Source organism: Halopolyspora algeriensis, from assembly GCF_003337235.1.
Classification (GTDB): Bacteria; Actinomycetota; Actinomycetes; order Mycobacteriales; family Pseudonocardiaceae; genus Haloactinomyces; species Haloactinomyces algeriensis.
Genome location: NZ_QPJC01000004.1, coordinates 282452 through 303655 on the forward strand (window position 1 = coordinate 282452; position 21204 = coordinate 303655).

A 21204-nucleotide genomic window follows, 5' to 3' on the forward strand; every position below is an offset into this window, starting at 1 on the left:
AGACCCTCTCGTCGCGCCGCTCCCTCGAGCCGCACCGACGTAATTGCGAACAAAGTCTATAGGGACAGTACACTTTGACGCCGCGTCGCAAACAGCCTTCCCGGATTGCGGGACGACACGGAGCGGGTTGTTCAGGAGCGGCTCAGCGGGACTCCCACACTCCGGTCTCGCTGGTGCGTGCGGCGATCTCGGCGGGCAGCTCCCCGGCGACGAGTTGCGCGACGGTCACGTCTTCGAGCACCTCACGCAGGCTACTGCGTACCGCGATCCAGACTTCCTGCAGAACCGACACCGACGGGTCGTACGAGACCGACTCCGGCCGCAGGCCGTGCACGCTGACCAGGGGGCCATCGGTGGCCCGGATCACGTCCGCCATCGAGATCGACTCGGCCGGGCGGGCCAGCACCCATCCCCCGGACTGCCCACGCCTGCTGGCGACCACACCGGCACGCCGCAGGTCCGACAACACCGCCTGCAGGAAGTTGCGAGGAATCCGCTGCGCGGCAGCCACATCCTCCGCACTCACCGGATGCCCCGAATCCGCGCGTGCGATCTCCACGAGCGCGCGTACCGCGTAATCCACCTTGGCCGAAATGCGCATGTGCTCAATTCTTCACCACCGGCTGCACCGGACTCGACAAGAACCCGCCGAGCCCGTCGCCGATGCGGTCGCAACCACGACGAAGCGCCGGACCCGAGCACACTCGGGCCCGGCGCAGTCCGCCCATTTTCACCCGCCGGTCGATTCGAAAGGCCTCAGCTCAGGGGCCGGTCGGTGGGCTCGATCGGCGACGGCAGCATGTCGCGGCCGGTCAGGTAGTGATCCACTCCGGCAGCCGCCGAACGGCCCTCGGAAATGGCCCACACGATCAACGACTGGCCCCGGCCCATGTCCCCGGCCGTGAACACTCCGTCCACCGTGGTCATGAAGGAACCGTCGCGCACCACGTTGCCCCGGCCGTCGAGCTCGACGCCGAGGTCGTCGATCAAGCCCTCGCGTTCGGGGCCGACGAAACCCATCGCCAACAGCGCCAGATCACAGGGAATCTCCTGCTCGGTGCCCTCGACGGGGACGAACGTGCCGCCCTCCCGGCGGACCTCCACCAGCCGCAGCGCACGCACCTCGCCCTGCTCGTCACCCACGAATTCCTGGCTGTTGACCGAGAAGAGCCGCTCGCCGCCCTCCTCGTGCGCCGAGGAGACGCGATAGAGCATCGGGTAGGTCGGCCACGGCTGGCTGTCGGGCCGCTCCGACGGCGGGGTGGGCATGATCTCCAGCTGGGTCACCGAGGCCGCGCCCTGACGGTGCGCGGTCCCCAGGCAGTCCGCCCCGGTGTCACCGCCGCCGATGACCACCACGTGCTTGCCCGCGGCGCTGATCGGCGACTCGGTGAGATCCCCTTCCTGTACGCGGTTGGCCGGCGGCAGGTACTCCATGGCCTGGTGCACACCATCCAGGTCGCGGCCGGGGATCGGCAGGTCCCGCGCCCTGGTCGACCCGCCCGCGAGCACCACGGCATCGTGGTCCGATCGCAGCTGCTCGGCCGTGAGGTCGACCCCGGCGTTGACGCCGGAGCGGAACTTCGTCCCTTCCGAGCGCATCTGCCCCAGCCTCCGGTCGAGGCGATGCTTTTCCATTTTGAACTCGGGGATGCCGTAGCGCAGCAGCCCGCCGATGCGGTCGGCACGCTCGTAGACCACGACTTCGTGACCCGCCCGGGTCAACTGCTGGGCAGCAGCCAGTCCGGCCGGTCCCGAACCGACCACGGCGACCCGCTTGCCGGTGAGCATGGCGGGGGGCTGGGGCTGCACCCACCCCTCGTCCCAGGCCCGGTCGATGATCTCGATCTCGACCTGCTTGATGGTCACCGCATCCGAGTTGATGCCCAGCACGCACGCGGCCTCGCACGGCGCGGGACACAGCGTGCCGGTGAACTCCGGGAAGTTGTTCGTGGCGTGCAGCCGTTCGATCGCCGACCGCCAGTCCTCCCGCCACACCAGGTCGTTCCATTCCGGGATGAGGTTGCCCAGCGGGCAGCCCTGGTGGCAGAACGGGATCCCGCAGTCCATGCAGCGGCCGGCCTGCTTCTGCAGGTCCTGATGAGCGAACTCCTGATAGACCTCGCGCCAGTCCTTGATGCGGATGTCCACCGGCCGGCGCTGCGGCGTCTGGCGCGGCGTGGTCAGAAAGCCCTTCGGGTCAGCCATGAGCGGCCTCCATGATCGCCTCGTTGACGTCGCGCCCGTCGCGCTCGGCATCGGCCTTCGCGGTGAGCACGCGCTTGAAGTCGGTCGGCATGATCTTGCCGAAACGCCGCAGAGCGGCATCCCAGTCGGCCAGCAGCTCAGCGGCCACGGCCGATCCGGTCTCCTCGTGGTGGCGGCGCACCTGCTCGGCGAGGAACCGCTCGTCGGTGTCGTCCAGCGGGTCGAGATCGACCATCTCCCGGTTGACCCGATCCTCGCGCAGGTCCAGGACGTAGGCGATACCGCCGGACATGCCCGCGGCGAAGTTCCGCCCGGTACCGCCCAGGACGACCACCCGGCCACCGGTCATGTACTCGCAGCCGTGATCGCCCACGCCCTCGACGACGGCGACCGCACCGGAGTTGCGTACCGCGAACCGCTCTCCCACGACACCGCGCACGAACAGCTCGCCGCCGGTGGCGCCGTAGAGCAGGACGTTGCCCGCGATCACGTTGTCCTCGGCGGCGAAGGAAGCCGCCTGATCGGGGCGCACCACGATCCTCCCTCCGGACAGCCCCTTGCCGACGTAGTCGTTGGCGTCACCGAGCAGCCGCAGCGTGATGCCCCGGGGAATGAAAGCACCGAACGACTGGCCCGCCGAGCCGGTGAAGGTCACGTCGATGGTGTCGTCGGCCAGTCCCGCACCGCCCCACCGGCGAGTCAGCTCGGAGCCGAGCATGGTGCCCACGGTGCGGTTGACGTTGCGCACCGGCATCTCCATCCGCACCGGCGTGGCATCGGACAACGCACCCTCGCAGAGCTGGATCAAGGTGTTGTCCAGCGCCTTTTCCAGCCCGTGGTCCTGACGGCCGGTGCAGTGCAGCGAGGCGTCCGCAGGCAGCTCCGGCACGTGCAGGATCGGCGAGAGGTCGAGCCCCCGGGTCTTCCAGTGCCGTGCGGCCGAATCGGTGTCGAGCAGATCGGCGTGCCCGACGGCCTCGGCGATGGACCGGAAACCGAGCGCGGCCAGGTACTCGCGAACCTCCTGGGCGATGAACTCGAAGAAGTTCACGATGTAGTCGGCACGGCCGTCGAACTTCGCCCGCAGGTCGGGGTTCTGGGTGGCCACGCCGACCGGGCAGGTGTCCAGGTGGCACACGCGCATCATCACGCAGCCCGAGACCACCAGTGGTGCGGTGGCGAAGCCGAATTCCTCGGCACCGAGCAGCGCGGCGATCATGACGTCGCGGCCGGTCTTGAGCTGACCGTCGGTCTGCACCACGATCCGGTCCCGCAGGCCGTTGGCCAGCAGCGTCTGCTGCGTCTCGGCCAGTCCCAGCTCCCACGGCGCCCCCGCGTGCTTGATCGACGACAGCGGGGAGGCGCCCGTGCCACCGTCATGGCCGGAGATCAGCACGACATCGGCGTGCGCCTTGCTCACCCCTGCCGCGACCGTGCCGACACCGACCTCGGAGACCAGCTTCACGTGCACCCGCGCCCGCGGGTTGGCGTTCTTCAGGTCGTAGATGAGCTGGGCGATGTCCTCGATGGAGTAGATGTCGTGGTGCGGCGGCGGCGAGATCAGGCCGACCCCCGGGGTGGAGTGCCGCGTCCCGGCGATCCACGGGTAGACCTTGTGGCCGGGAAGCTGGCCTCCCTCGCCGGGCTTGGCACCCTGGGCCATCTTGATCTGGATGTCGTCGGAGTTGACCAGGTACTCGCTGGTCACGCCGAATCGCCCGCTGGCGGCCTGCTTGATCGCCGAGCGCCGCCAGTCGCCGTCCGCGTCCACGGTGAACCGGTCGGCGTCCTCGCCGCCCTCACCGGTGTTGGACTTGCCGCCGAGCCGGTTCATGGCCACGGCCAGGACCTCGTGCATCTCCTGGGAGATCGAGCCGTAGGAGATGCCGCCGGTGGCGAACCGCTTGACGATCTCGGAGACGGGCTCGACCTCCTCGATCGGCACCGGTTCCCGCGTGCCTTCGCGGAAGCCGAGCAGCCCGCGCAGGGTCATCAGGTTCTCGGACTGCTCGTCGACCCGGCGGGTGTAGTCCTTGAACACCTCGTACTGCCCGCTGCGGGTGGAGTGCTGGAGCTTGAACACCGTGTGCGGGTTGAACAGGTGCGGATCGCCCTCGCGACGCCACTGGTACTCGCCGCCGACGTTCAGCTCCCGGTGGCTGGGCTTGATCCCGTCGGCCGGGAAGGTCCTGCGGTGCCGCTCGTCGATCTCGGCGGCCAGGACGTCGAAGTCCGCCCCGCCGAGGCGGGAGGTCGTGCCCGCGAAGCAGCGCTCGACGACCTCTTCCCCGAGACCGATCGCCTCGAAGATCTGGGCGCCGGTGTAGGAGGCGACGGTGGACACGCCCATCTTCGACATGGTTTTGCGCAGTCCCTTGCCGAGGGCCTTGATGAGGTTGCCGGTGGCCTGCTTGGCGGTCAGTCCGGGCAGCCTCCCGTCCCGGACCATGTCCTCGACACTGGCCATCGCCAGGTACGGGTTGACCGCGGCCGCGCCGTAGCCGACCAGCAGTGCGACGTGGTGGACCTCCCGCACGTCACCGGCCTCCACGACCAGCCCCACCTGGGTGCGGCTCTTCTCCCGCACCAGGTGGTGGTGCACGGCCCCGGTCAGCAGCAGCGACGGGATGGCGGCGTACTCGGCATCGGCTCCCCGATCCGACAGCACGATGATCCGGGCCCCGCCTGCCACGGCCTCGGAGACCTCGCGGCAGATCTCGTCCAGCCGTGCCCGCAGGCCGGCACCTCCCTCACAGGCGCGGTAGACCATGTGCACGGTCACCGAGCGCAGATCGGGCCGGTCACCGTCGTCGTCGATGTGCACGATCTTGGCGAGCTCGTCGTTGTCCAGTACCGGGAACGGCAGGACGAGCTGGTGACACGCCGCCGGATCGACGTCCAGCAGGTTGTGCTCGGGGCCGACGTGCGTGGACAGCGAGGTCACCAGTTCCTCGCGGATCGCGTCCAGCGGCGGGTTGGTCACCTGGGCGAACAGCTGCGTGAAGTAGTCGAACAGCTGGCGGGGGCGCTCGGACAGCGCCGCCAGCGGCACGTCGTTGCCCATCGAGCCGATCGGCTCGGCACCCGTGGACGCCATCGGCTTGAGCAGGACGCCGAGCTCCTCCTCGGTGTAGCCGAACAGTTGCTGGTGCTGCACCAGCGAGGAGTGCGAGGGCACCTCCCGTTCCCGCTGCGGGAGGTCACCGAGGTGGAGCAGCCCCTCGTCGAGCCACTGCCGGTACGGGTGCTCGGCGGCGAGCTCGCCCTTGATCTCCTCGTCGTCGACGATCCGACCTTCGTCGGTGTCCAGCAGGAACATTCGGCCCGGCTGCAGCCTGCCCTTGCGCGCCACCCGCGCGGGGTCGATGTCGAGCACCCCGGTTTCACTGGCCAGCACGACCATGCCGTCATCGGTGATCCAGTACCGGCCGGGGCGCAGCCCGTTGCGGTCCAGCACAGCGCCGATGCGCGTGCCGTCGGTGAAGGTCACCAGGGCGGGCCCGTCCCACGGCTCCATCAGGTTGTTGTGGAACTCGTAGAAGGCACGGCGCTGCGGATCCATCTCGGTGTGGTTCTCCCACGCCTCGGGGACCATCATCAGCACCGAGTGCGGCAGGCTGCGCCCGCCGAGATGCAGCAGCTCCAGCACCTCGTCGAAGGTGGCGGAGTCGCTGGCCTCCGGGGTCGCGATGGGGTAGAGCCGCTGCAGGTCACCGGGAATGAGGTCGGTGTCGAGCATGCTCTCGCGCGTGCGCATCCAGTTGCGGTTGCCGCGCATCGTGTTGATCTCGCCGTTGTGCGCGATGTAGCGGTACGGGTGCGCCAGCGGCCAGGACGGGAAGGTATTGGTGGAAAACCGCGAATGCACCAGCGCGATCGCGCTGGTGAACCGCTCGTCGGTGAGGTCGAGGAAGAACGCGTCGAGCTGCGACTCGGTCAGCATCCCCTTGTAGACCAGCGTGCGCGCCGACAGGCTCGGGAAGTACACGTCGGCCTCGTGCTCGGCGCGCTTGCGCACGCAGAAGGCGCGGCGCTCGAGCCGCATCACCGGGTCCTGCCCGGGCGCACCGGCCTCGGCTTCGGCCTCGGCCTCGGCGAGGAACAGCTGCCGGAATCGTGGCATGACCTCACGTGCGGTCTGCCCCGCACAGGCCGGGTCGGTCGGCAATTCCCGCCAGCCGAGCACGCGCAGCCCCTCTTCGCCGGCGATTCGCTCGATCGCGGCCACCGCGCTGCCGCACGCGGACTCCTCGACGGGCAGGAATCCGTTGCCCACCGCGTAGGTTCCCGGCGCGGGAATTTCGAACGGAACCACGTCACGCAGGAATCCATCCGGAATCTGAGTCAGAATGCCGACTCCGTCGCCGGTGTCCGGGTCGGCTCCCTGCGCGCCGCGATGCTCCAGGTTGCGCAGTGCGGTCAGTGCTTTCTCGACGATCGCGCGGTCGCGCCGACCGGCCATGTCGGCGACGAAGGCCACGCCACAGGCGTCGTGGTCATGGGCGGGGTCGTACAGCCCCTGGGGTTCGACGCCACGCTGCGCCGAATTTCTCGCATACTGGGAAATCGGCATGTGCCCCTCCCGTCTCAATGAACAGGCTGCACGAGGGTCGAAATCACTCGTCGGAGCCCGCAAGTACCTTTCCGGTACTGACTAGAAGGATGCGCCGTTGCACACTTGGTCAGTTCGCGGCACTGTACAGACTACAGGAGCCCGAGAACAGACTCGCGTAATATACGCTACAACCAGACGCCTCTTTCCACATTCCGGACACCGCGATGCCCGGCGGCGACTGCACCGAATGGCCGAACGTGAAATGTTCTGCCGAACGGGCGAACGCAAAAAAATTTGCCGGAGTGCCCGAACGCGAAAAATCTTACCGGATTTCCGAACGTGCCGGCCTTCACACGGCGGAGAGGCGTTCGGCACGCGCGTCAGCGGCTTTCGGCCACCGACTTCAGTGCGTGCACCGTGCGTTCGATGTTGCGCTGGTCGGCCGCATCCCGGTCGGCCTCTCCGGTGATCTCGGCGCTGACCGAGACGTATCGGTCCGGACGGCGATTCCAGGTGCGCTCGGCGACCCGGGCCGGCACATCCAGGTCGGTGATCAGCCGGTAGAGCTCACCCGCTCCGGGCACCGCTGCGGTTCTCCCGCTGCGGGAGCTCGACCTCCTCACCGCGGGAGATCGTGCGGATCCGGCTGCGGGCCGAGTACCGCTCACACTCGCGGCGGAACTCCTCCGGGGAGGAACGGAAAACGGTGTAATCGTCGAAATGGACGGGCAGCGCCGTACTCGGCCGCATGGCCCGAACCAGCCCGGCTCCCTGGCGGCCGTCCATGGTGACCAGCACCCCCAGGATCCTGGTGCCGCCGAGGTGCACGATCATGGCATCGATGTCCGGGAAGCGCTGCGGGATCTCCCACAGCGCGGAGCGAAACAGCGTATCTCCGGTGATGTACAGCCGCAGCTCGGTGCTCCCGTCCCGCACGTAGTCCACGATGCTTCCCATCACCGGGGGCAGGAGACGGTGGAACCCTGCGGGACCGTGCTGTGCGGGTACGGCGGTGACGCGGACGTGCTCACTCCCCCGCTGGAGCGTCTCCGCCTGCCAGGGATGCAGGCCCTGCGCCTCGGAGAACCCCCACTTCGACAACCGGCGTGCCGCGTGCGGCGTGGTCAGCACCGGGGTCTCGCGCGCAAGCCCCCGCCGTGCACGGCGATCGAAGTGATCTCCGTGCATGTGCGACAGCACCACCGCATCGAGTTCCGGTAACTGCTCGATGCCCCACGCCGGTTCCGTGCAGCGCTTCGCAAACAGGCCGTAACCCAGATAGGCACGCTCGCCGCGGTGCAGGAAGTTCGGGTCGGTCAGCAGGGTCACACTGCCGAGCCGCAGGAGAACGGTGGCGGTGCCGATGAAGGTCATGGTGGCGCGCATGGTCGTGACTCCTCGACATCTCGTGGAGCAGTCCGGGCGAACAGAGCGGGACACGCCTGCAGATCCGGGGCGCGGCATCGGCAATGCCGGATCGCTCCGGTCCTCACCCGAAAACACTTCCCGTACCGCCGGACGGCTACCCGGTGCGAAGCGGTCCGAACCGGCGCGGCCGGGCAGTGTGTATCGCCTGGGAGCTCGTGGCCGGTTGGCGCGCTCCCTGCTGGGTACTCCTCGGGGGTGGTGACTGCACACGGCAGTGAGGAGACAACCGGGACATGAACGAGACCAAGGCAAGCGGTGAGGATTCCTGGCAGCAGCTCAGCCGGGCACTGACCGACGTGGCCGCGGCGTGGCGCAGGGCGGGCACCTCCCAGGCGGAGTCCGGCCCCGAAAGCACCCCTGCCATCCACCAACTCGAGCGGACCGAGGCGCACGCTCTCGCCCGGTCCGGCTACGAGGCGGTCGAAGCTCTGGCCGGACTTGCCACGGTGCTGTCCGCGCAGCAGGACGCGGTGCATGCGTGGGAATCGGCCCAGCAAGCTCAACGTGAGGTCTGGCGGCACTGGCGCGTGGCCATGGACGCTCAACTGCCCGACGAGGACACCCCGCCCTGAGGTACGGCCGGACGGCCGCGCCGGAGAGGTCCCGAGGACGACCATGCATGCGATCACTCTTTCGAGCGGATACCCGAAACATGAATGACAGAGGAAATCACCACCGCTCGGCGCGGATGCGCACGCGGGCGATGGCCGTGTTCCGGCGCGGTGCCGTGCACGGTCTTGCGGCCGGAAGTATCGGCGTCGCCGTGATGACACTGGGCGAGAAATGCGAACAGCGCTGGACGGGCCGGCCGGACTCGCACGTGCCGGGCCGCACCATGGCGCGGTTGCTCGGCTCGCCCACGCCACCGAAGAAGCTGAACCTGCTGATGCATCTCGGCCAGGGGGCGCTGCTGGGCATGCTCCGGGGCGTGATGGCGGACTCGGGACTGCGCGGACCATGGGCCTCGGTGATGTTCGCCGTGGTCCGCCTGACCAATGACCAGACCCTGGAAAACGCCAGCGGTGTCGGCGCCCCGCCGTGGACATGGCCCCGGGACGAACTGGCGGTCGACCTGGTGCACAAGACCGTCTACGCCCTGACAACGGGGTTCGTGGCCGACCTGCTGGCCGCCCGGATCGGTCCCGGGCCGGGCTTGCAGCACGCCCGGCTCCGACACGGACGCCACCCCGACATCGGTCCGGTGGAGCCGTTGGCGGAACCGTCCTCCGGACAGGAGAGCGAGCGGCCGTGACCCGGTGAGATCCGCGGCCCGCCCCGGTCCCGGAACACGAGGACCGGAGCGGGCTGCTTCTCCGAGGTCTCTTTCGATCCGCAGGTACGCGGACACACCGAACTGCACGAGTTCCCGACCCGCCGCTGACGCCGCACCACCGTCTCCGGGAATTGCCGGCGCGCAGCAGCACCGTACCGTGAGGAAGGTGAGCACGGAGCTGAGCCAAGCGCCGGAGCACCGCTCGGAGCGTCCTCGGTGGCGGCATGTCCGCCCATTGCTCGCCGACCTGGCCGTGGTGCTCGCCGGGGCCTGGTTGGTGTGGCAGGCCGGAGTCGTCGGACAACGGCTGCTCGACCGGGGCGTCAACCTGTTCCTCGACTTCCCTCCGCTGTTCGCGAGCTGGGCTCCCCACACCGGCCCCGGCACGATCCCGGCGATCCTGCTCGCGCTCACCGTCGTCCTGGGCGGCCCGGCCGTGGCCGCACGTCTGCGCTGGGCGCCGCTGCTGGTGGTCACCTACCTGACCACGTTGGCGTGGACGGTCGCCATGACCCTCATCGACGGGTGGCGGCACGGCGTTCTGGACAAGCTCGCGGGCAACAAGAACTACCTGGCCGAGATCGACCGCGTCGACAGCGTGCCGGTGATGCTGTCGAACTTCACCGACAACATCCTGCTGGGGCCGGGGTCGTGGGCGGTGCACGTCGCCGGTCACCCCCCGGGCGCGCTGCTGGTCTACGTCTGGATGGACCGCATCGGCCTGGGCGGCGTCGTCGCCGGTGCCGCACTGTGCGTGCTCGTCGGGGCGACGGTCGGTGTCGGCATCGGTGCGACTCTGCGCGCACTCGGTGAGGAGCACGTGGCTCGCAAGGTGCTGCCGTTCACGGTCCTGATGCCCGGGGTGGTCTGGGTGGGGGTCTCCACCGACGGGCTGTTCGCCGGTGTCCTGGCTTCGGGCGTGGCACTGCTGGCCTGCGGCACGACCCGCCGCGGGATCCTCGGAGATCTCGCGGCGCTGGCCGGTGGTCTGCTGCTGGGCCTCACGCTGTACCTGTCGTACGGTCTCGTCCTGGCCGGGCTGCTTCCGCTGGCCGTGCTCGCACTGACCCGCAGGCTGCGACCGAGCCTGGCCGCCGTGCTCGGTGTGCTCACGGTGGCAGGCCTGTTCACCGCTGCCGGTTTCCGGTGGTGGGAGGGCTACGAGCTGCTGACGGTTCGCTACTACCAGGGCATCGCGTCCGATCGCCCGTACAGCTACTTCGTCTGGGCCAATCTCGCCTGCCTCGTGCTGGCCACGGGTCCCGCTGTGCTGGCCGGGCTGCGGCGGCTCGCCGCAGCGCCCCGCAGTCTGGCGATCGGAGCCCGCCTGCTGACCTCGGCAACGGTGCTGGCCGTGGCCATCGCCGACCTGTCCGGGATGAGCAAGGCCGAGGTGGAGCGAATCTGGCTGCCGTTCTCGCTGTGGCTCGTCCTGCCCTGTGCCCTGCTCCCCCAGCGCCAGGTCAAGTGGTGGCTGGCCGCGCAGGCCCTGCTGGCTCTGTTGATCAATCACCTGCTGCGCACCCGCTGGTGAACCGGGTGCTGCCTGCGCCGACCGGGCTCAGGGCGTCGCGCGAAGAGCCTCGATCCGGTCGGCCAGACCCAGGTCGTTCTCGGTCACTCCACCCGCGGAGTGCGTGGTGATGCGCACCGTGAGGTGGTTGTAGTCGTGCACACTCAGATCAGGGTGGTGGTTGGCCTCGTTGGCCAGGTGCGCAATCGCGTTGGCGAAGGTCATCGTCGCCAGGAAGCCCTTCAGTCGCCACGTCTTGCGCACCACGCCGTCGCTGTACTCCCACTCGGGGAGTTCGGTCAACCGGTTGTCGATCGTGTCTCGGTCCAGCAGCTCGGGCACGAGGTCCTCCATTCTTCATCGCGGGCGGTTTCGGAAACGACAGCGGGAACAGTCACCGACCGGATCAGTTCGGCAGTTCCTCGCCGGGACGCTGCGGCACGGCTCGCTCGACCTCCTCGCTGCTGCCGTGGCCGTCCTCCGGCAGCGATCCCAGCGTCCGCAGGGCCCGCTCGGCAACTCCGCGGTCCTCGGCGTAGGGTCCCGGATCCGACTCCGCGGCAGGAAACTCCAGGCCCTGCAGGGCCTTCGCGATACGTCGTTCGTCCGAATCGGTCACCGTCGTTCTCCTCGACGTGATCATCGTAGCGCTCGTGCCGCTCCGGTGGTCCGCCCTCACGGGTGGACACGCCGGGTCCTCCTCGGACTACCCGTGCAGCCGTCACTCACACCCGACGCCCCCGGATGACGCGGCCGGGGGCGTCCACGAGGTCGATCACCATGTCGTCGAGGTGGTGATGTCGTCACCGCGGCCCGTCGGGTATGCATGGTCTGTGGCCGAACTGCTGCTGGGACCATTGCTTCGCCATGTCGACGACACGTGCGCAACGGTGTGGGTGGAAACCGATGTTGCGTGCACCGTGGAAGTACTCGGACATTCCGCACGCACCTTCCACGTCGCCGGTCATCACTACGCGCTCGTCGCCGTGCGCGGCCTGCCTCCCGGCTCGAGCACGGCCTACGAGGTCCACCTCGACGGCACGGCGGTGTGGCCACCCGGCGGACACGATTTCCCACCCAGCACGATCAGGACGATTCCGCACCGCAATGACACCGCGCTGCGCCTGCTGTTCGGTTCGTGCCACTTCGGCGGGACCGAGGATCCGAAGAAGTATGCGACTCTCGGCATCGACGCGCTCGCCGCCTACGGGCGGCGTATGGCCGGTCGGGCCGAGAGCACGTGGCCGGACGCGTTGCTGTTGCTCGGCGACCAGGTCTATGCCGACGAGCTCACTCCCGAAGTACAGCGGCAGGTGAGTGCACGGCGCGCGCTCGGCCGTCCTCGTGGTCCCGGCCGCCCACCGGCCGACGAGGTCGCCGACTTCGAGGAATACACCTATCTTTATCGGCACTCCTGGAACGAACCGCACTTGCGGTGGATGTTGTCCACAGTGCCCACGATGATGATCTTCGACGATCACGACGTCCGGGACGACTGGAACATCTCGCGCGCATGGCGCGCGCACATGGCGCGCCTGCCCTGGTGGTCCGAGCGCCTTGCCGGTGCGCTGATCTCCTACTGGCTCTACCAGCACATCGGCAATCTCGGCCCCGACGAGCTGGAGCGCGACGAGCTTTACCAGCAGGTGCTGCAGGCGGGGCGGTCCGGTGATGCCATGCCGGTACTGCGCGAGTTCGCCGAAACGGCCGAGGCCGAACGCGGCCACGTGAAGGGCATGCGATGGAGTTACCGACGTGACCTCGGGCCCGCCCGATTGATCGTGATCGACTCCCGGGCCGGCCGCATCCTCGATGCCCACGAGCGCGCCATGCTCTCCGAGCAGGACTTCGAATGGCTCGAGCGTGGCATCGACACCCCGCACGAGCATCTGCTGCTGGCCTCCTCGCTGCCGTGGCTACTGCCGCACGCCATCCATCACGCGCAGTCCTGGAACGAGGCCGTGTGCCGCGGCCGGGGCCGGTGGGCCCGCTTGGGGGAATGGCTGCGCCAACTTGGCGACCTCGAACACTGGGCGGCGTTTCGGGGTTCGTTCGACCGGCTGTCCCGCCTCGTCGCAGCGGCCGCCGGAACGCGTTCCCGCACGGCCACGCCCGCACCGGATACCCGCACCGCACCGTCCACGGTGTGCATGCTGTCCGGGGATGTCCATCACAGCTACCTCGCCGAGGCGCGGTACCGCGGTGCCCACGCGCCCGTGGTGCAGGTGACCTGCTCACCGGTGCACAACGCGGTCTCCCACACCCTCCGTGGGCCACTCCGGATGGCCTGGTCACCGGTACTGGCAGGATGCTTCCGCCTGCTGGCCCGCCGAGCGGGAGTGGCGCCACTGCCCGTGCGATGGTCGAAGTCGGCGGGGCCGTACTTCGGCAACATGGTCGGCGTGCTGGATCTGCACGGGTCCGGCGCCGAAGTCCGTTTCGAACGGATCGAGGACGCCGCCGGCCGGTGGAGCACGCTCGTGTCCCGGCGGTTGAGCTGACGCCACCTCCGCGCCGCGGCGCGTGGTGCCGGCCACTGGGCCTGGCGATCTCGGAGAGGCGCATCCGACGCCGTCGGTGAGCACCGCACCGAGGTACCACGCCACGACCGCACCGCCGAGAGCACGACACAAGCGCACTCATCGTTCCAATGCTTCTCGCACCCGGCCTTCGGATTCGGTGGGTCGGCTGCACGAGTGCTCCTCCGACAGGGACGAGGACTCCTCCGAGTGGGAGCCGTTCTCCTTCGCGAGGGTCTTGGAGAAGGCCACGCAGATGGCGACCAGGATGATCACGAACGGTGTCCCGATGAGCACCGAGGCCTTCTGAAGCGCGCCGAGTCCGCCGGAAACCAGCAGGACCGCCGCGACGCCGGCCAGCAGGAGTCCCCAGAGGAGCCGGACCCAGGTTGTGGGGTTCGGAGAGCCACCGGTGGACAGTTCGCCCAGCACAACGGTACCGGCGTCCGCGCCGGCGACGAAGAACACCCACAGCACCACCAGCGTGATGATCGACAGGAGGATGGGCAGCGGATACTCCTGAATGAAGACGAACATCCCCGCAGCCGGGCTTTGCTCCACGGTCTTGGCGATATCGGAGGCCTGTCCGCCGCGGGCCAGTTGCAGCGCCGCTCCGCCGAACACGGCGATCCAGATCATGCTGACCACGCTGGGGACGACAACGGTGGCCACGACGAACTCGCGAATGCTGCGTCCGCGGGAGATGCGGGCCATGAACATTCCCACGTACGGGGCCCAGGCGATCCACCAGGACCAGTAGAACACGGTCCAGCTCCCCAACCACTCCGTGTTCGGGCTGAACGCGTCCAGCCGGAAACTCATCGGGACGAGGTTGCTCAGGTAGTTGCCGACTCCTTCGGTGAAGACGTTGAGCTGTGTGATGGTCGGTCCGACGACGAAGTAGAACACGAGCAACAGCGGGGCGATGAGCATGCTGATGTTGGCGAGCCACTTGATGCCGTGCTCGATCCGCGTCGTCGCCGAGACCATGAACGCCGCCGTGGTGAGTCCGAGGACCACGAGCTGCACCAGTACCACCGTGGGAAGCCCGAACGTCTGACCGAGTCCGGCCGTGATCTGCAGTCCGGCCTGCCCCAGGGCCACGGCGATGCCGAACACCACCGCCAGCACCGCCAGGATGTCGATCGTCTTTCCCACGGGGCCGTCGACGCGGTCGCCGATCAGGGGGCGGAAAATGGTGCTGAGCAGTGCCTTTTCACCCTTGCGGTGGGTGAAGTAGGCCACGGCCAGACCGGCGGTGGCGTAGATCGCCCAGGGGTGCAGCGCCCAGTGGAAGAAGGAGTACTGAACAGCCACCCCGGCGGCCTCTTCGGAGCCGGGCCCGGCGAGGCCGAACGGCACGTTGACGTAGTGCGACAGCGGCTCGGCCAGGCCCCAGAAGATGATGGAAGGCCCCATGCCCGCCTGAAACATCATGGCGAACCAGGACAGACGGCCGAAATCGGGTCTGTCGTTTTTCTTTCCGAGCTTGATCCTGCCGTACCTGCTCATCCCCAGGTAGACGACGAAGACCAGGAACAGGTTCGCCGCGAGCAGGAAGAACCAGCTCAAGTGTGATACGACGTAGTCGAAAAGTCGAGTGGTGACGACACTGAAGTTCGTCGGCGCGACCCCACCCCAGAGGACGATCAGTGCCGAGACCATGACGGAGACGACGAAGACGGCTCCGATCGTGGTCTGCTTCCTTCTTGATGTTCGCATAGAAACCACTATCTTTTGAGGTTGGAGACGTGCGGACAAAGCGGACGCTGTCGACGACCCGGGGTCACGATGACCCGATACACGCAGCAAAGCCGTATCCGGCTCACCACGAATTTCATACCGCACTCACCGTAATCGTATTGTGACAGAGGAAACTCTTGATCCGTTCGAGGCAGCGCCACTCGCAATTTCGACAGATCGTCGACTTCCTCGCGGGGCGACCGGGGTTCCGATACGTGCAAACTCGGTCACCCGTCGTCCTCCCCTGGGTCACGCTGTGCCAAAAACACCGATACAGTCGACCGGCGTGATCGCCGAACCCGACCCGAGGGGATCAGAGAGGTTCGACGAGCACGGGAAGGCATCCATCCACGCGGACTCGAGACCGGGGCGACCTCCTCCGTCAAAATGGCAAATCATTGCTGTTGGCAGAAGTTAACATATCCTGCGTACATCTGTACATACCAGTTCTCGTCACCCTGACCACGATGATCAGGGCGTTTTTCCGGAAGTGTTGAGCGTGGCTCCGTGCTTTTCGAAAGCGTTCGTGAGAGCGATTTTCGGCGCGCCGGCAGATCGGTTCCGCGGACCGGTCGGCAAACACGGAGACACTGCCGCGACATCGTCCGCGGCCCGTTCGAACAAAATGAAATTATGCTCAAGAGCACGATTGCATCCCGAAACTCGAATGGTCAACACACCGGCGCGAATCCGCGCAGGTCGATTCCGAATCGGCGCAACAGAGGGCGGCCGGTCCGATTCACGTCTCCGGTTCCGGACCGTCGGACTCGGATGCGAATCGGCGCGCCAGGGCGACGAACTCCTCCGCCGCAGGCGAGAGCGGCCCGGAGCGCCAGAACAGGGCACCGCGACGCAGCACGCGGGGCCGCAGGGGCATCACGACCGCTCCCTGCTGTGCGGCATCCCGGGCCATCGACCTCGGCAGGAGGGTGGCGCCCGCCCCGGTGAGCACCAGAGGAACGACCATGGCCTGATGCGCCGTCTCGACGGCGATCCGGGGACGCACGTCGAGCGTGCCCACCACGTCCTCGATGACCTCCCGGGTCGCCGTCGACTCCGGAGTGGTCACGAAGTCCAGGGCAGCCAGCTCGGCGATGCTCAACCGGGCACGCTCGGAGGACGACCACTCGGGTGGGAGCACGGCATGGATCTCGCGCCCTCGCAGGACGATGCTCTCCATCTCGCGGACAGGAGCCGGAGAATCGACCATGCCGAGCTCGCACTCACCCGCGCGCACCGCACTGGTCACATCCGATCCGAGTTCCGGGTCGGAGACACGGACCGACACCTTCGGATGCGCCCGCAGGAACTCCCCGACCAGAGAGGCCAACGGGTCCACCGCCAACGTCGTCTGCGAGACGATGTCCAGTTGGCCTGCGGTGATGTCCAGGACCCGGCGCACCGAGTCGGTCGCCGTGCTCAGGTCCCGCAGCACCTGACGCGCGGGCTCCCGCAGCGCCTCGCCCGCCGGTGTGAGAGCCACACCGTGCGCCAGCCGGTGGAAGACGCGCCCACCCAGCTTCTGCTCGAGCGTGGCGATCGCGTGCGAGAGCGACGGCTGTGCCACCCGCAGTGCCTGGGCCGCACCGGTGAAACTCCCGTGCTCGGCGATGGCCAGGAAGTACTCCAGCTCCCGGCGTTCCATATCGCCTGCCCCTCTCCTGGTCGGCCCGTCCGCTCGGATCTCATTCGTCGCGGGCGCAGCGGAATCCCGTGTTGCCGATCGAGGTATCCGGTGTGATCCCCTGCCGCGCACTGACGCGGTAACGCCGACAGTACGACTCGTGGCACAGGTAGGAACCGCCCCGAGCAACCCGCCGCAGCTCGTCATCGGATCCGCCCGGATCCGTCCGGTGCTCGAGCGCGGGGGAAGTGCCGTGGAACCGGTCGTGGCACCACTCCCAGACATTGCCGGTCATGTTGTACAGCCCGTAGGCATTCGCCGGGAACTCCGTTACCGGGCACGTGCCGTACCAACCGTCGGCGCACGAGTTGTGCTGCGGAAACGTTCCCTGCCACACGTTCATCCGGTGGTCGCCGTCCGGCTCCAGCTCGTCGCCCCAGGGGAAGGCACACCCCTGCAGCCCTGCCCGCGCAGCGTATTCCCACTCCGCTTCGGTCGGCAGGCGCAGCCCCGCCCACTCGCAGTAGGCCTGAGCGTCGGCCCAGGTGACGTGCACCACTGGATGGTCCTGGCGGTTCCGCACATCCGACTGTGCCCCTTCCGGGTGCGCCCAGTCGGATCCTTCGACGACCCGCCACCACGGTGCCGCCGCGACGCCCTGCGTGGGCGGGAAGTCGTCGGGCAGCAGCCCACCGAAGACGAACGACCATCCGAACCGCTCGGCCTCGGTGCGGTAACCGGTCGAGGCCACGAACGCCGCGAAGTCGGCATTGGACACCGCTGTGGCACTGATCCAGAAGGCATCGACAGCGACCGGGCGAACCGGGCCCTCCCCGTCGTCGGGGTAGGCACGCGAATCCTCGCTGCCCATCAGGAACTCATCCCCGCCCAGCAACACCATTCCCTCGGTGCTGCCGGGGTTTCCGGAAATCGGGTGTTTCGTGGCGGAGGCTTGCCCGCCCCCTCGTCCGGTCGAGGGGGCGCAGCAGCCACCACCGCCCGTGGGTATGTCACTCATGTGCTGTCCGGAATCGCTCGCGTCCCTCGTCGGCCTCCCGGTCGCTGTGCCTCTCGCCGCTCAGGTCGATGCGCACCGACTCCAAGCGCCCGGTGAACCGGTTGTCCACCGGCGCGTAGTCCTCGGTGACCGGCGAGGCCCGGTCCACGCCGATGTCGAAGGTCTCGTCGAAGGCGAAGTAGTACGGAATCGTGCCCTCGACACGGCCTTTGCCGAGGAGGGATCCGTCGACGTGCAGCGAGGCATCTCCGCCCTTGCCGACACCGCCGCCGTCGTAGTCGAAGTCCAGCCGCACCTCGTGCCGTCCGGCGGGCAGCACATCGCCCCGGACCTTGTAGACCTCCAGACCGAAGTAGTTGTAGGCATAGCACGGCCGTCCCTCGTGCAGGTACAGCGACCAGCCGCCGAACCGGCCCCCCTGAGCGACCAGGACACCGTCGGCCCCGCCGTCGGGCACCTCGAACACGGCGGTGATCGAGTGCGAGCGGTTCTTGACGTTGGGGGCGGTCTCCTCGGTCAGACGCTGGGCACCGGCGTGGAAGGTGATCGACCGGCGATCGCCCATGAGGTCCAGCCGCCCCGCCTCGGTCGGGTTCTCCCGCTCGGTCATCCGATCGTCCAGCGGGAACACCTGGTGCTTGGCGGCTTCGACGAGGAACAGCTGCTGCAGTTCACGCAGCTTGCCGGGATGCTCGGCGGAGATGTCGCGGGCCTGCGTCCAGTCCGTGTTGGTGTCGTAGAGCTCCCAGCGGTCGTCGTCGAAGTAGTGGCGCTCACCCTCCTGGACCATCTCCCACGGGGTGCCGTGGCGGGTCACCGCCATCCATCCGTCGAGGTAGATGCCCCGGTTTCCCACCATCTCGAAGTACTGCAGGCGGTGCCGGTCGGCGGCGGCCGCCTCGTTGAAGCTGTAGAGCATGCTGGTGCCCTCGACCGGCTGCTGGGTAACCCCGTTGACGGCCGAAGGCTGTGGCAGCCCGGCTGCTTCCAGCACCGTCGGCAGCACGTCGATCACGTGGTGGAACTGATTGCGGATCCCGCCACGCTCGGCGATACCGGCCGGCCAGTGCACGATCATCCCGTCCCGCGTTCCCCCGAAGTGGGAGGCGACCTGCTTGGTCCACTGGTACGGCGTGTTCATCGCCAGTGCCCAGCCGACCGGGTAGTGCGCGTGCGTCGTCGCGTCACCGAGGGACTCGGCGTGCTCGTTGATGAACTCGGCGCTGTCGGTGATACCGCTGGCGATGCGGTGCTCGTTGAGAGTGCCGCCGAGACCCCCCTCGGCCGACGCGCCGTTGTCCCCGAGGATGTAGACGAACAGCGTGTTGTCCAGCTCTCCGATCTCCTCCAGCGCGTCGACGAACCGCCCGAGCTGAACATCGGTGTGCTCGGCGAAGCCCGCGTACAGCTCCATCAGCGAGGCCGCCGACCGCTTTTCGGCGTCGGAGAGTTCGTCCCAGTGCGGCACACCCTCGGCCCAGGGCGCCAGTTCCGCGTCCTGCGGGACCACACCGAGATCCTTCTGGCGCTGGAGGGTGATCTCGCGCTGACGGTCCCACCCGTGGTCGAAGCAGCCCCGGTACTTGTCCCGGTACTCCTCGGGCACGTGGTACGGCGCGTGAGTGGCACCGAACGAGAGGTAGGTGAAAAAGGGGTTGTCCGGTTTGAGCGAGTGCTGGTTGCGCACCCAGTCGATGGCCTGGTCCACCTGGTCGGCGGACAAGTGGTAGCCCTCCTCGGGCGTACGGGAGGGTTCCACGGGTGTCGTGCCGTCGAACAGCACCGGATACCAGTGGTTCATCTCGGCGCAGAGAAAACCGTAGAACTTCTCGAAGCCTTCTCCCGTGGGCCACCGGTCGAACGGTCCCGCGGCACTGACATCGCGTGCGGGGGTCTGGTGCCACTTCCCGAACGCCGCCGTGTTGTACCCGTTGCCCTGAAGTACCTGACCGATCGTGGCGGCGCTGAGCGGACGGACCCCACTGTAGCCGGGTGAGGCGCTCGCCATCTCGGTGGTCACACCCATCCCGACCGAGTGGTGATTGCGGCCGGTCAGCAATGACTGCCGGGTCGGCGAGCAGACAGCGGTCACGTGGAACCGGGTGTAACGCAGCCCGCCCTGGGCGAGCCTGTCCGCGGTGGGCATCTCGCACGGCCCGCCGAACGCGCTGGGCGCGCCGAATCCCATGTCGTCGAGCAGGACCACCACCACGTTCGGGGCACCCTCCGGCGCCCGCAACGGCTGCGGCGGCTCGTAAGCCGGAGCTTGATCGCGCACGTCCAGCGAGGTGGGGGAAGGCTGGACGGCATCGGGAATCGGTAACTGTTCGCGGTTCATGGCGGCCTCGGCCACGCTCGACCTCCTGACGGAGAAAGCGGTCTCGCACGTATTTCCGGCACACCCGAATTCATCGGAGCACAGCCGGACGCACTCACCCGAAATCTCGTGATTGCGGAACCATTCTGTTGGCTCCCGGATGCTAGTGGCGCACATCGGATGTGCAACCCCCGACCGTGCTCTTCGGGCGCTTCCACCTGAGGTGTGGAACACATCGAAATAGCAATCCGGCCTGTTCATCGGACTGATCGAAAGAATGTAGACCAATTTCCGATACAAGACATAGGCATCTTCTATCCCTCTGGCGGAACCGGGCGAATTCGGTCACCGGCCACCTTTCTTCGGGGTCCGAACCGGCGGCTGTTCGAGTTCACGCGGCGCGGGCCGCGAACGCCGAGTGACACGACCGTGCGCGCCACCGGCCTCCCCGTGCGGGACCGGGCGGACGGCGATGCCGATACCGTGACGGCATGGCGGACTACGTTCAGGTCGTGACGACCACGGATTCGGAACAGGCCGCGGCGACGCTGGCCCGCGGCATCGTCGAGGCGCGCGGCGGAGCGTGCGTGCAGGTGGTGCCCATCCGCAGCTTCTACCGGTGGGACGACGCCGTCCAGGACGACCCGGAGTGGCAGCTCCAGATCAAGACGACGGCGGCTCGCCTGGACGCCCTGATCGAACACATCAAGGCCAACCACACCTACGACGTCCCGGAAATCATCGCCACTCCGATCGTCGGCGGCCACGACGGATACCTGTCGTGGATCGACGAGGAAGCGGGAGCAACCGACAAGACGGGGCACTGACCCGGACGGCGGTCGTGGCACCTTCCCGCGGGAGCCCTCGCCTTCCACTCAGCGGAAACCCGTCGCGGGAAAACAACGAAATGGCGCGATCACCTGTCCGCGGACACCATTCGAGTGCGAGCATTCGCGATCAAGCAAGCAACAGCGCTTGCGATCGTGCTCGTGAGCAAGAGTCGGCC

General features: G+C 67.9%; 16 protein-coding genes. 5 read left to right on the top strand and 11 right to left on the bottom strand.

All coding sequences use genetic code 11. The features are described 5' to 3' along the window. Nucleotides 1-142 precede the first annotated feature (142 nt). From DFQ14_RS09430 to DFQ14_RS09450, 5 genes are all read right to left on the bottom strand, one after another. Nucleotides 143-601, bottom strand: coding sequence for an RrF2 family transcriptional regulator (locus tag DFQ14_RS09430; protein ID WP_114452799.1), 459 nt, complete (start codon nt 599-601; stop codon nt 143-145). A 155-nt stretch (nt 602-756) separates the two neighbouring features. Beyond that, nucleotides 757-2208 carry a glutamate synthase subunit beta gene (locus DFQ14_RS09435; protein ID WP_114452800.1) on the bottom strand — a complete coding sequence of 484 codons (1452 nt, stop codon included), beginning with the start codon at nt 2206-2208 and terminating at the stop codon, nt 757-759. Next, nucleotides 2201-6781 (bottom strand): glutamate synthase large subunit, encoded by a 4581-nt coding sequence (gene gltB, locus DFQ14_RS09440; RefSeq protein ID WP_114452801.1) that lies wholly within the window; start codon nt 6779-6781, stop codon nt 2201-2203. Before gltB ends, DFQ14_RS09435 begins: the two co-directional genes overlap by 8 nt. Before the next feature lie 362 nt (nt 6782-7143). After that, nucleotides 7144-7347 (bottom strand): hypothetical protein, encoded by a 204-nt coding sequence (locus DFQ14_RS09445; RefSeq protein WP_114452802.1) that lies wholly within the window; start codon nt 7345-7347, stop codon nt 7144-7146. After that, nucleotides 7331-8149, bottom strand: coding sequence for an MBL fold metallo-hydrolase (locus tag DFQ14_RS09450; RefSeq protein ID WP_114452803.1), 819 nt, complete (start codon nt 8147-8149; stop codon nt 7331-7333). Before DFQ14_RS09450 ends, DFQ14_RS09445 begins: the two co-directional genes overlap by 17 nt. A 275-nt stretch (nt 8150-8424) precedes the next feature. Here DFQ14_RS09450 and DFQ14_RS09455 point away from each other — a divergent pair, with 275 nt between their 5' ends. The 3 genes from DFQ14_RS09455 to DFQ14_RS09465 all read left to right on the top strand — a co-directional run bounded on the left by DFQ14_RS09455 (nt 8425) and on the right by DFQ14_RS09465 (nt 10998). After that, the gene (locus DFQ14_RS09455; protein WP_114452804.1) at nt 8425-8763 is read left to right on the top strand and encodes a hypothetical protein; all 339 of its coding nucleotides are present in this window, start codon (nt 8425-8427) and stop codon (nt 8761-8763) included. Between the two features lie 116 nt (nt 8764-8879). Then, nucleotides 8880-9443 (top strand): hypothetical protein, encoded by a 564-nt coding sequence (locus DFQ14_RS09460; protein WP_114452805.1) that lies wholly within the window; start codon nt 8880-8882, stop codon nt 9441-9443. A gap of 187 nt (nt 9444-9630) precedes the next feature. Further along, nucleotides 9631-10998, top strand: a complete 1368-nt coding sequence (locus DFQ14_RS09465) for a hypothetical protein (protein WP_246195453.1) — start codon at nt 9631-9633, stop codon at nt 10996-10998. 27 nt (nt 10999-11025) lie between these two features. Here DFQ14_RS09465 and DFQ14_RS09470 read toward each other — a convergent pair whose 3' ends face one another. Both DFQ14_RS09470 and DFQ14_RS09475 read right to left on the bottom strand, forming a co-directional pair. After that, complete coding sequence (locus tag DFQ14_RS09470; protein ID WP_114452877.1) at nt 11026-11319, bottom strand: 4a-hydroxytetrahydrobiopterin dehydratase; 294 nt, start codon at nt 11317-11319, stop codon at nt 11026-11028. Between the two features lie 64 nt (nt 11320-11383). Then, nucleotides 11384-11596 (bottom strand): DUF2795 domain-containing protein, encoded by a 213-nt coding sequence (locus DFQ14_RS09475; protein ID WP_114452806.1) that lies wholly within the window; start codon nt 11594-11596, stop codon nt 11384-11386. Nucleotides 11597-11810: 214 nt separating this feature from the next. Here DFQ14_RS09475 and DFQ14_RS09480 point away from each other — a divergent pair, with 214 nt between their 5' ends. Then, nucleotides 11811-13478 carry an alkaline phosphatase D family protein gene (locus DFQ14_RS09480; RefSeq protein WP_158546684.1) on the top strand — a complete coding sequence of 556 codons (1668 nt, stop codon included), beginning with the start codon at nt 11811-11813 and terminating at the stop codon, nt 13476-13478. Nucleotides 13479-13616: 138 nt separating this feature from the next. Here the strand turns inward: DFQ14_RS09480 and DFQ14_RS09485 are convergent, their stop codons facing one another. From DFQ14_RS09485 to DFQ14_RS09500, 4 genes are all read right to left on the bottom strand, one after another. Further along, nucleotides 13617-15218 (bottom strand): BCCT family transporter, encoded by a 1602-nt coding sequence (locus tag DFQ14_RS09485; protein ID WP_114452808.1) that lies wholly within the window; start codon nt 15216-15218, stop codon nt 13617-13619. 760 nt (nt 15219-15978) lie between these two features. Beyond that, nucleotides 15979-16884 (bottom strand): LysR family transcriptional regulator, encoded by a 906-nt coding sequence (locus DFQ14_RS09490; RefSeq protein ID WP_114452809.1) that lies wholly within the window; start codon nt 16882-16884, stop codon nt 15979-15981. Between the two features lie 40 nt (nt 16885-16924). Beyond that, nucleotides 16925-17881, bottom strand: a complete 957-nt coding sequence (locus DFQ14_RS09495; protein WP_170206311.1) for a formylglycine-generating enzyme family protein — start codon at nt 17879-17881, stop codon at nt 16925-16927. Next, nucleotides 17874-20219 carry an arylsulfatase gene (locus tag DFQ14_RS09500; protein WP_114452878.1) on the bottom strand — a complete coding sequence of 782 codons (2346 nt, stop codon included), beginning with the start codon at nt 20217-20219 and terminating at the stop codon, nt 17874-17876. Before DFQ14_RS09500 ends, DFQ14_RS09495 begins: the two co-directional genes overlap by 8 nt. 470 nt (nt 20220-20689) lie before the next feature. Here DFQ14_RS09500 and cutA point away from each other — a divergent pair, with 470 nt between their 5' ends. Beyond that, a complete protein-coding gene (cutA, locus tag DFQ14_RS09505) occupies nt 20690-21025 on the top strand; it encodes a divalent-cation tolerance protein CutA (RefSeq protein WP_114452811.1) in 336 nt (111 codons plus the stop codon). The last annotated feature ends 179 nt before the right edge of the window (nt 21026-21204 follow it).

Bases quoted from the DNA above. Each gene is read 5' to 3' on its own strand.
- DFQ14_RS09430 (WP_114452799.1), bottom strand. From the start codon at position 601: ATGCGCATTTCGGCCAAGGTGGATTACGCGGTACGCGCGCTCGTGGAG.
- gltB (WP_114452801.1), bottom strand. From the start codon at position 6,781: ATGCCGATTTCCCAGTATGCGAGAAATTCGGCGCAGCGTGGCGTCGAA.
- DFQ14_RS09455 (WP_114452804.1), top strand. From the start codon at position 8,425: ATGAACGAGACCAAGGCAAGCGGTGAGGATTCCTGGCAGCAGCTCAGC.
- DFQ14_RS09500 (WP_114452878.1), bottom strand. From the start codon at position 20,219: ATGAACCGCGAACAGTTACCGATTCCCGATGCCGTCCAGCCTTCCCCC.
- DFQ14_RS09450 (WP_114452803.1), bottom strand. From the start codon at position 8,149: ATGCGCGCCACCATGACCTTCATCGGCACCGCCACCGTTCTCCTGCGG.
- DFQ14_RS09460 (WP_114452805.1), top strand. From the start codon at position 8,880: ATGCGCACGCGGGCGATGGCCGTGTTCCGGCGCGGTGCCGTGCACGGT.
- DFQ14_RS09495 (WP_170206311.1), bottom strand. From the start codon at position 17,881: ATGAGTGACATACCCACGGGCGGTGGTGGCTGCTGCGCCCCCTCGACC.
- DFQ14_RS09490 (WP_114452809.1), bottom strand. From the start codon at position 16,884: ATGGAACGCCGGGAGCTGGAGTACTTCCTGGCCATCGCCGAGCACGGG.
- cutA (WP_114452811.1), top strand. From the start codon at position 20,690: ATGGCGGACTACGTTCAGGTCGTGACGACCACGGATTCGGAACAGGCC.
- DFQ14_RS09485 (WP_114452808.1), bottom strand. From the start codon at position 15,218: ATGCGAACATCAAGAAGGAAGCAGACCACGATCGGAGCCGTCTTCGTC.
- DFQ14_RS09435 (WP_114452800.1), bottom strand. From the start codon at position 2,208: ATGGCTGACCCGAAGGGCTTTCTGACCACGCCGCGCCAGACGCCGCAG.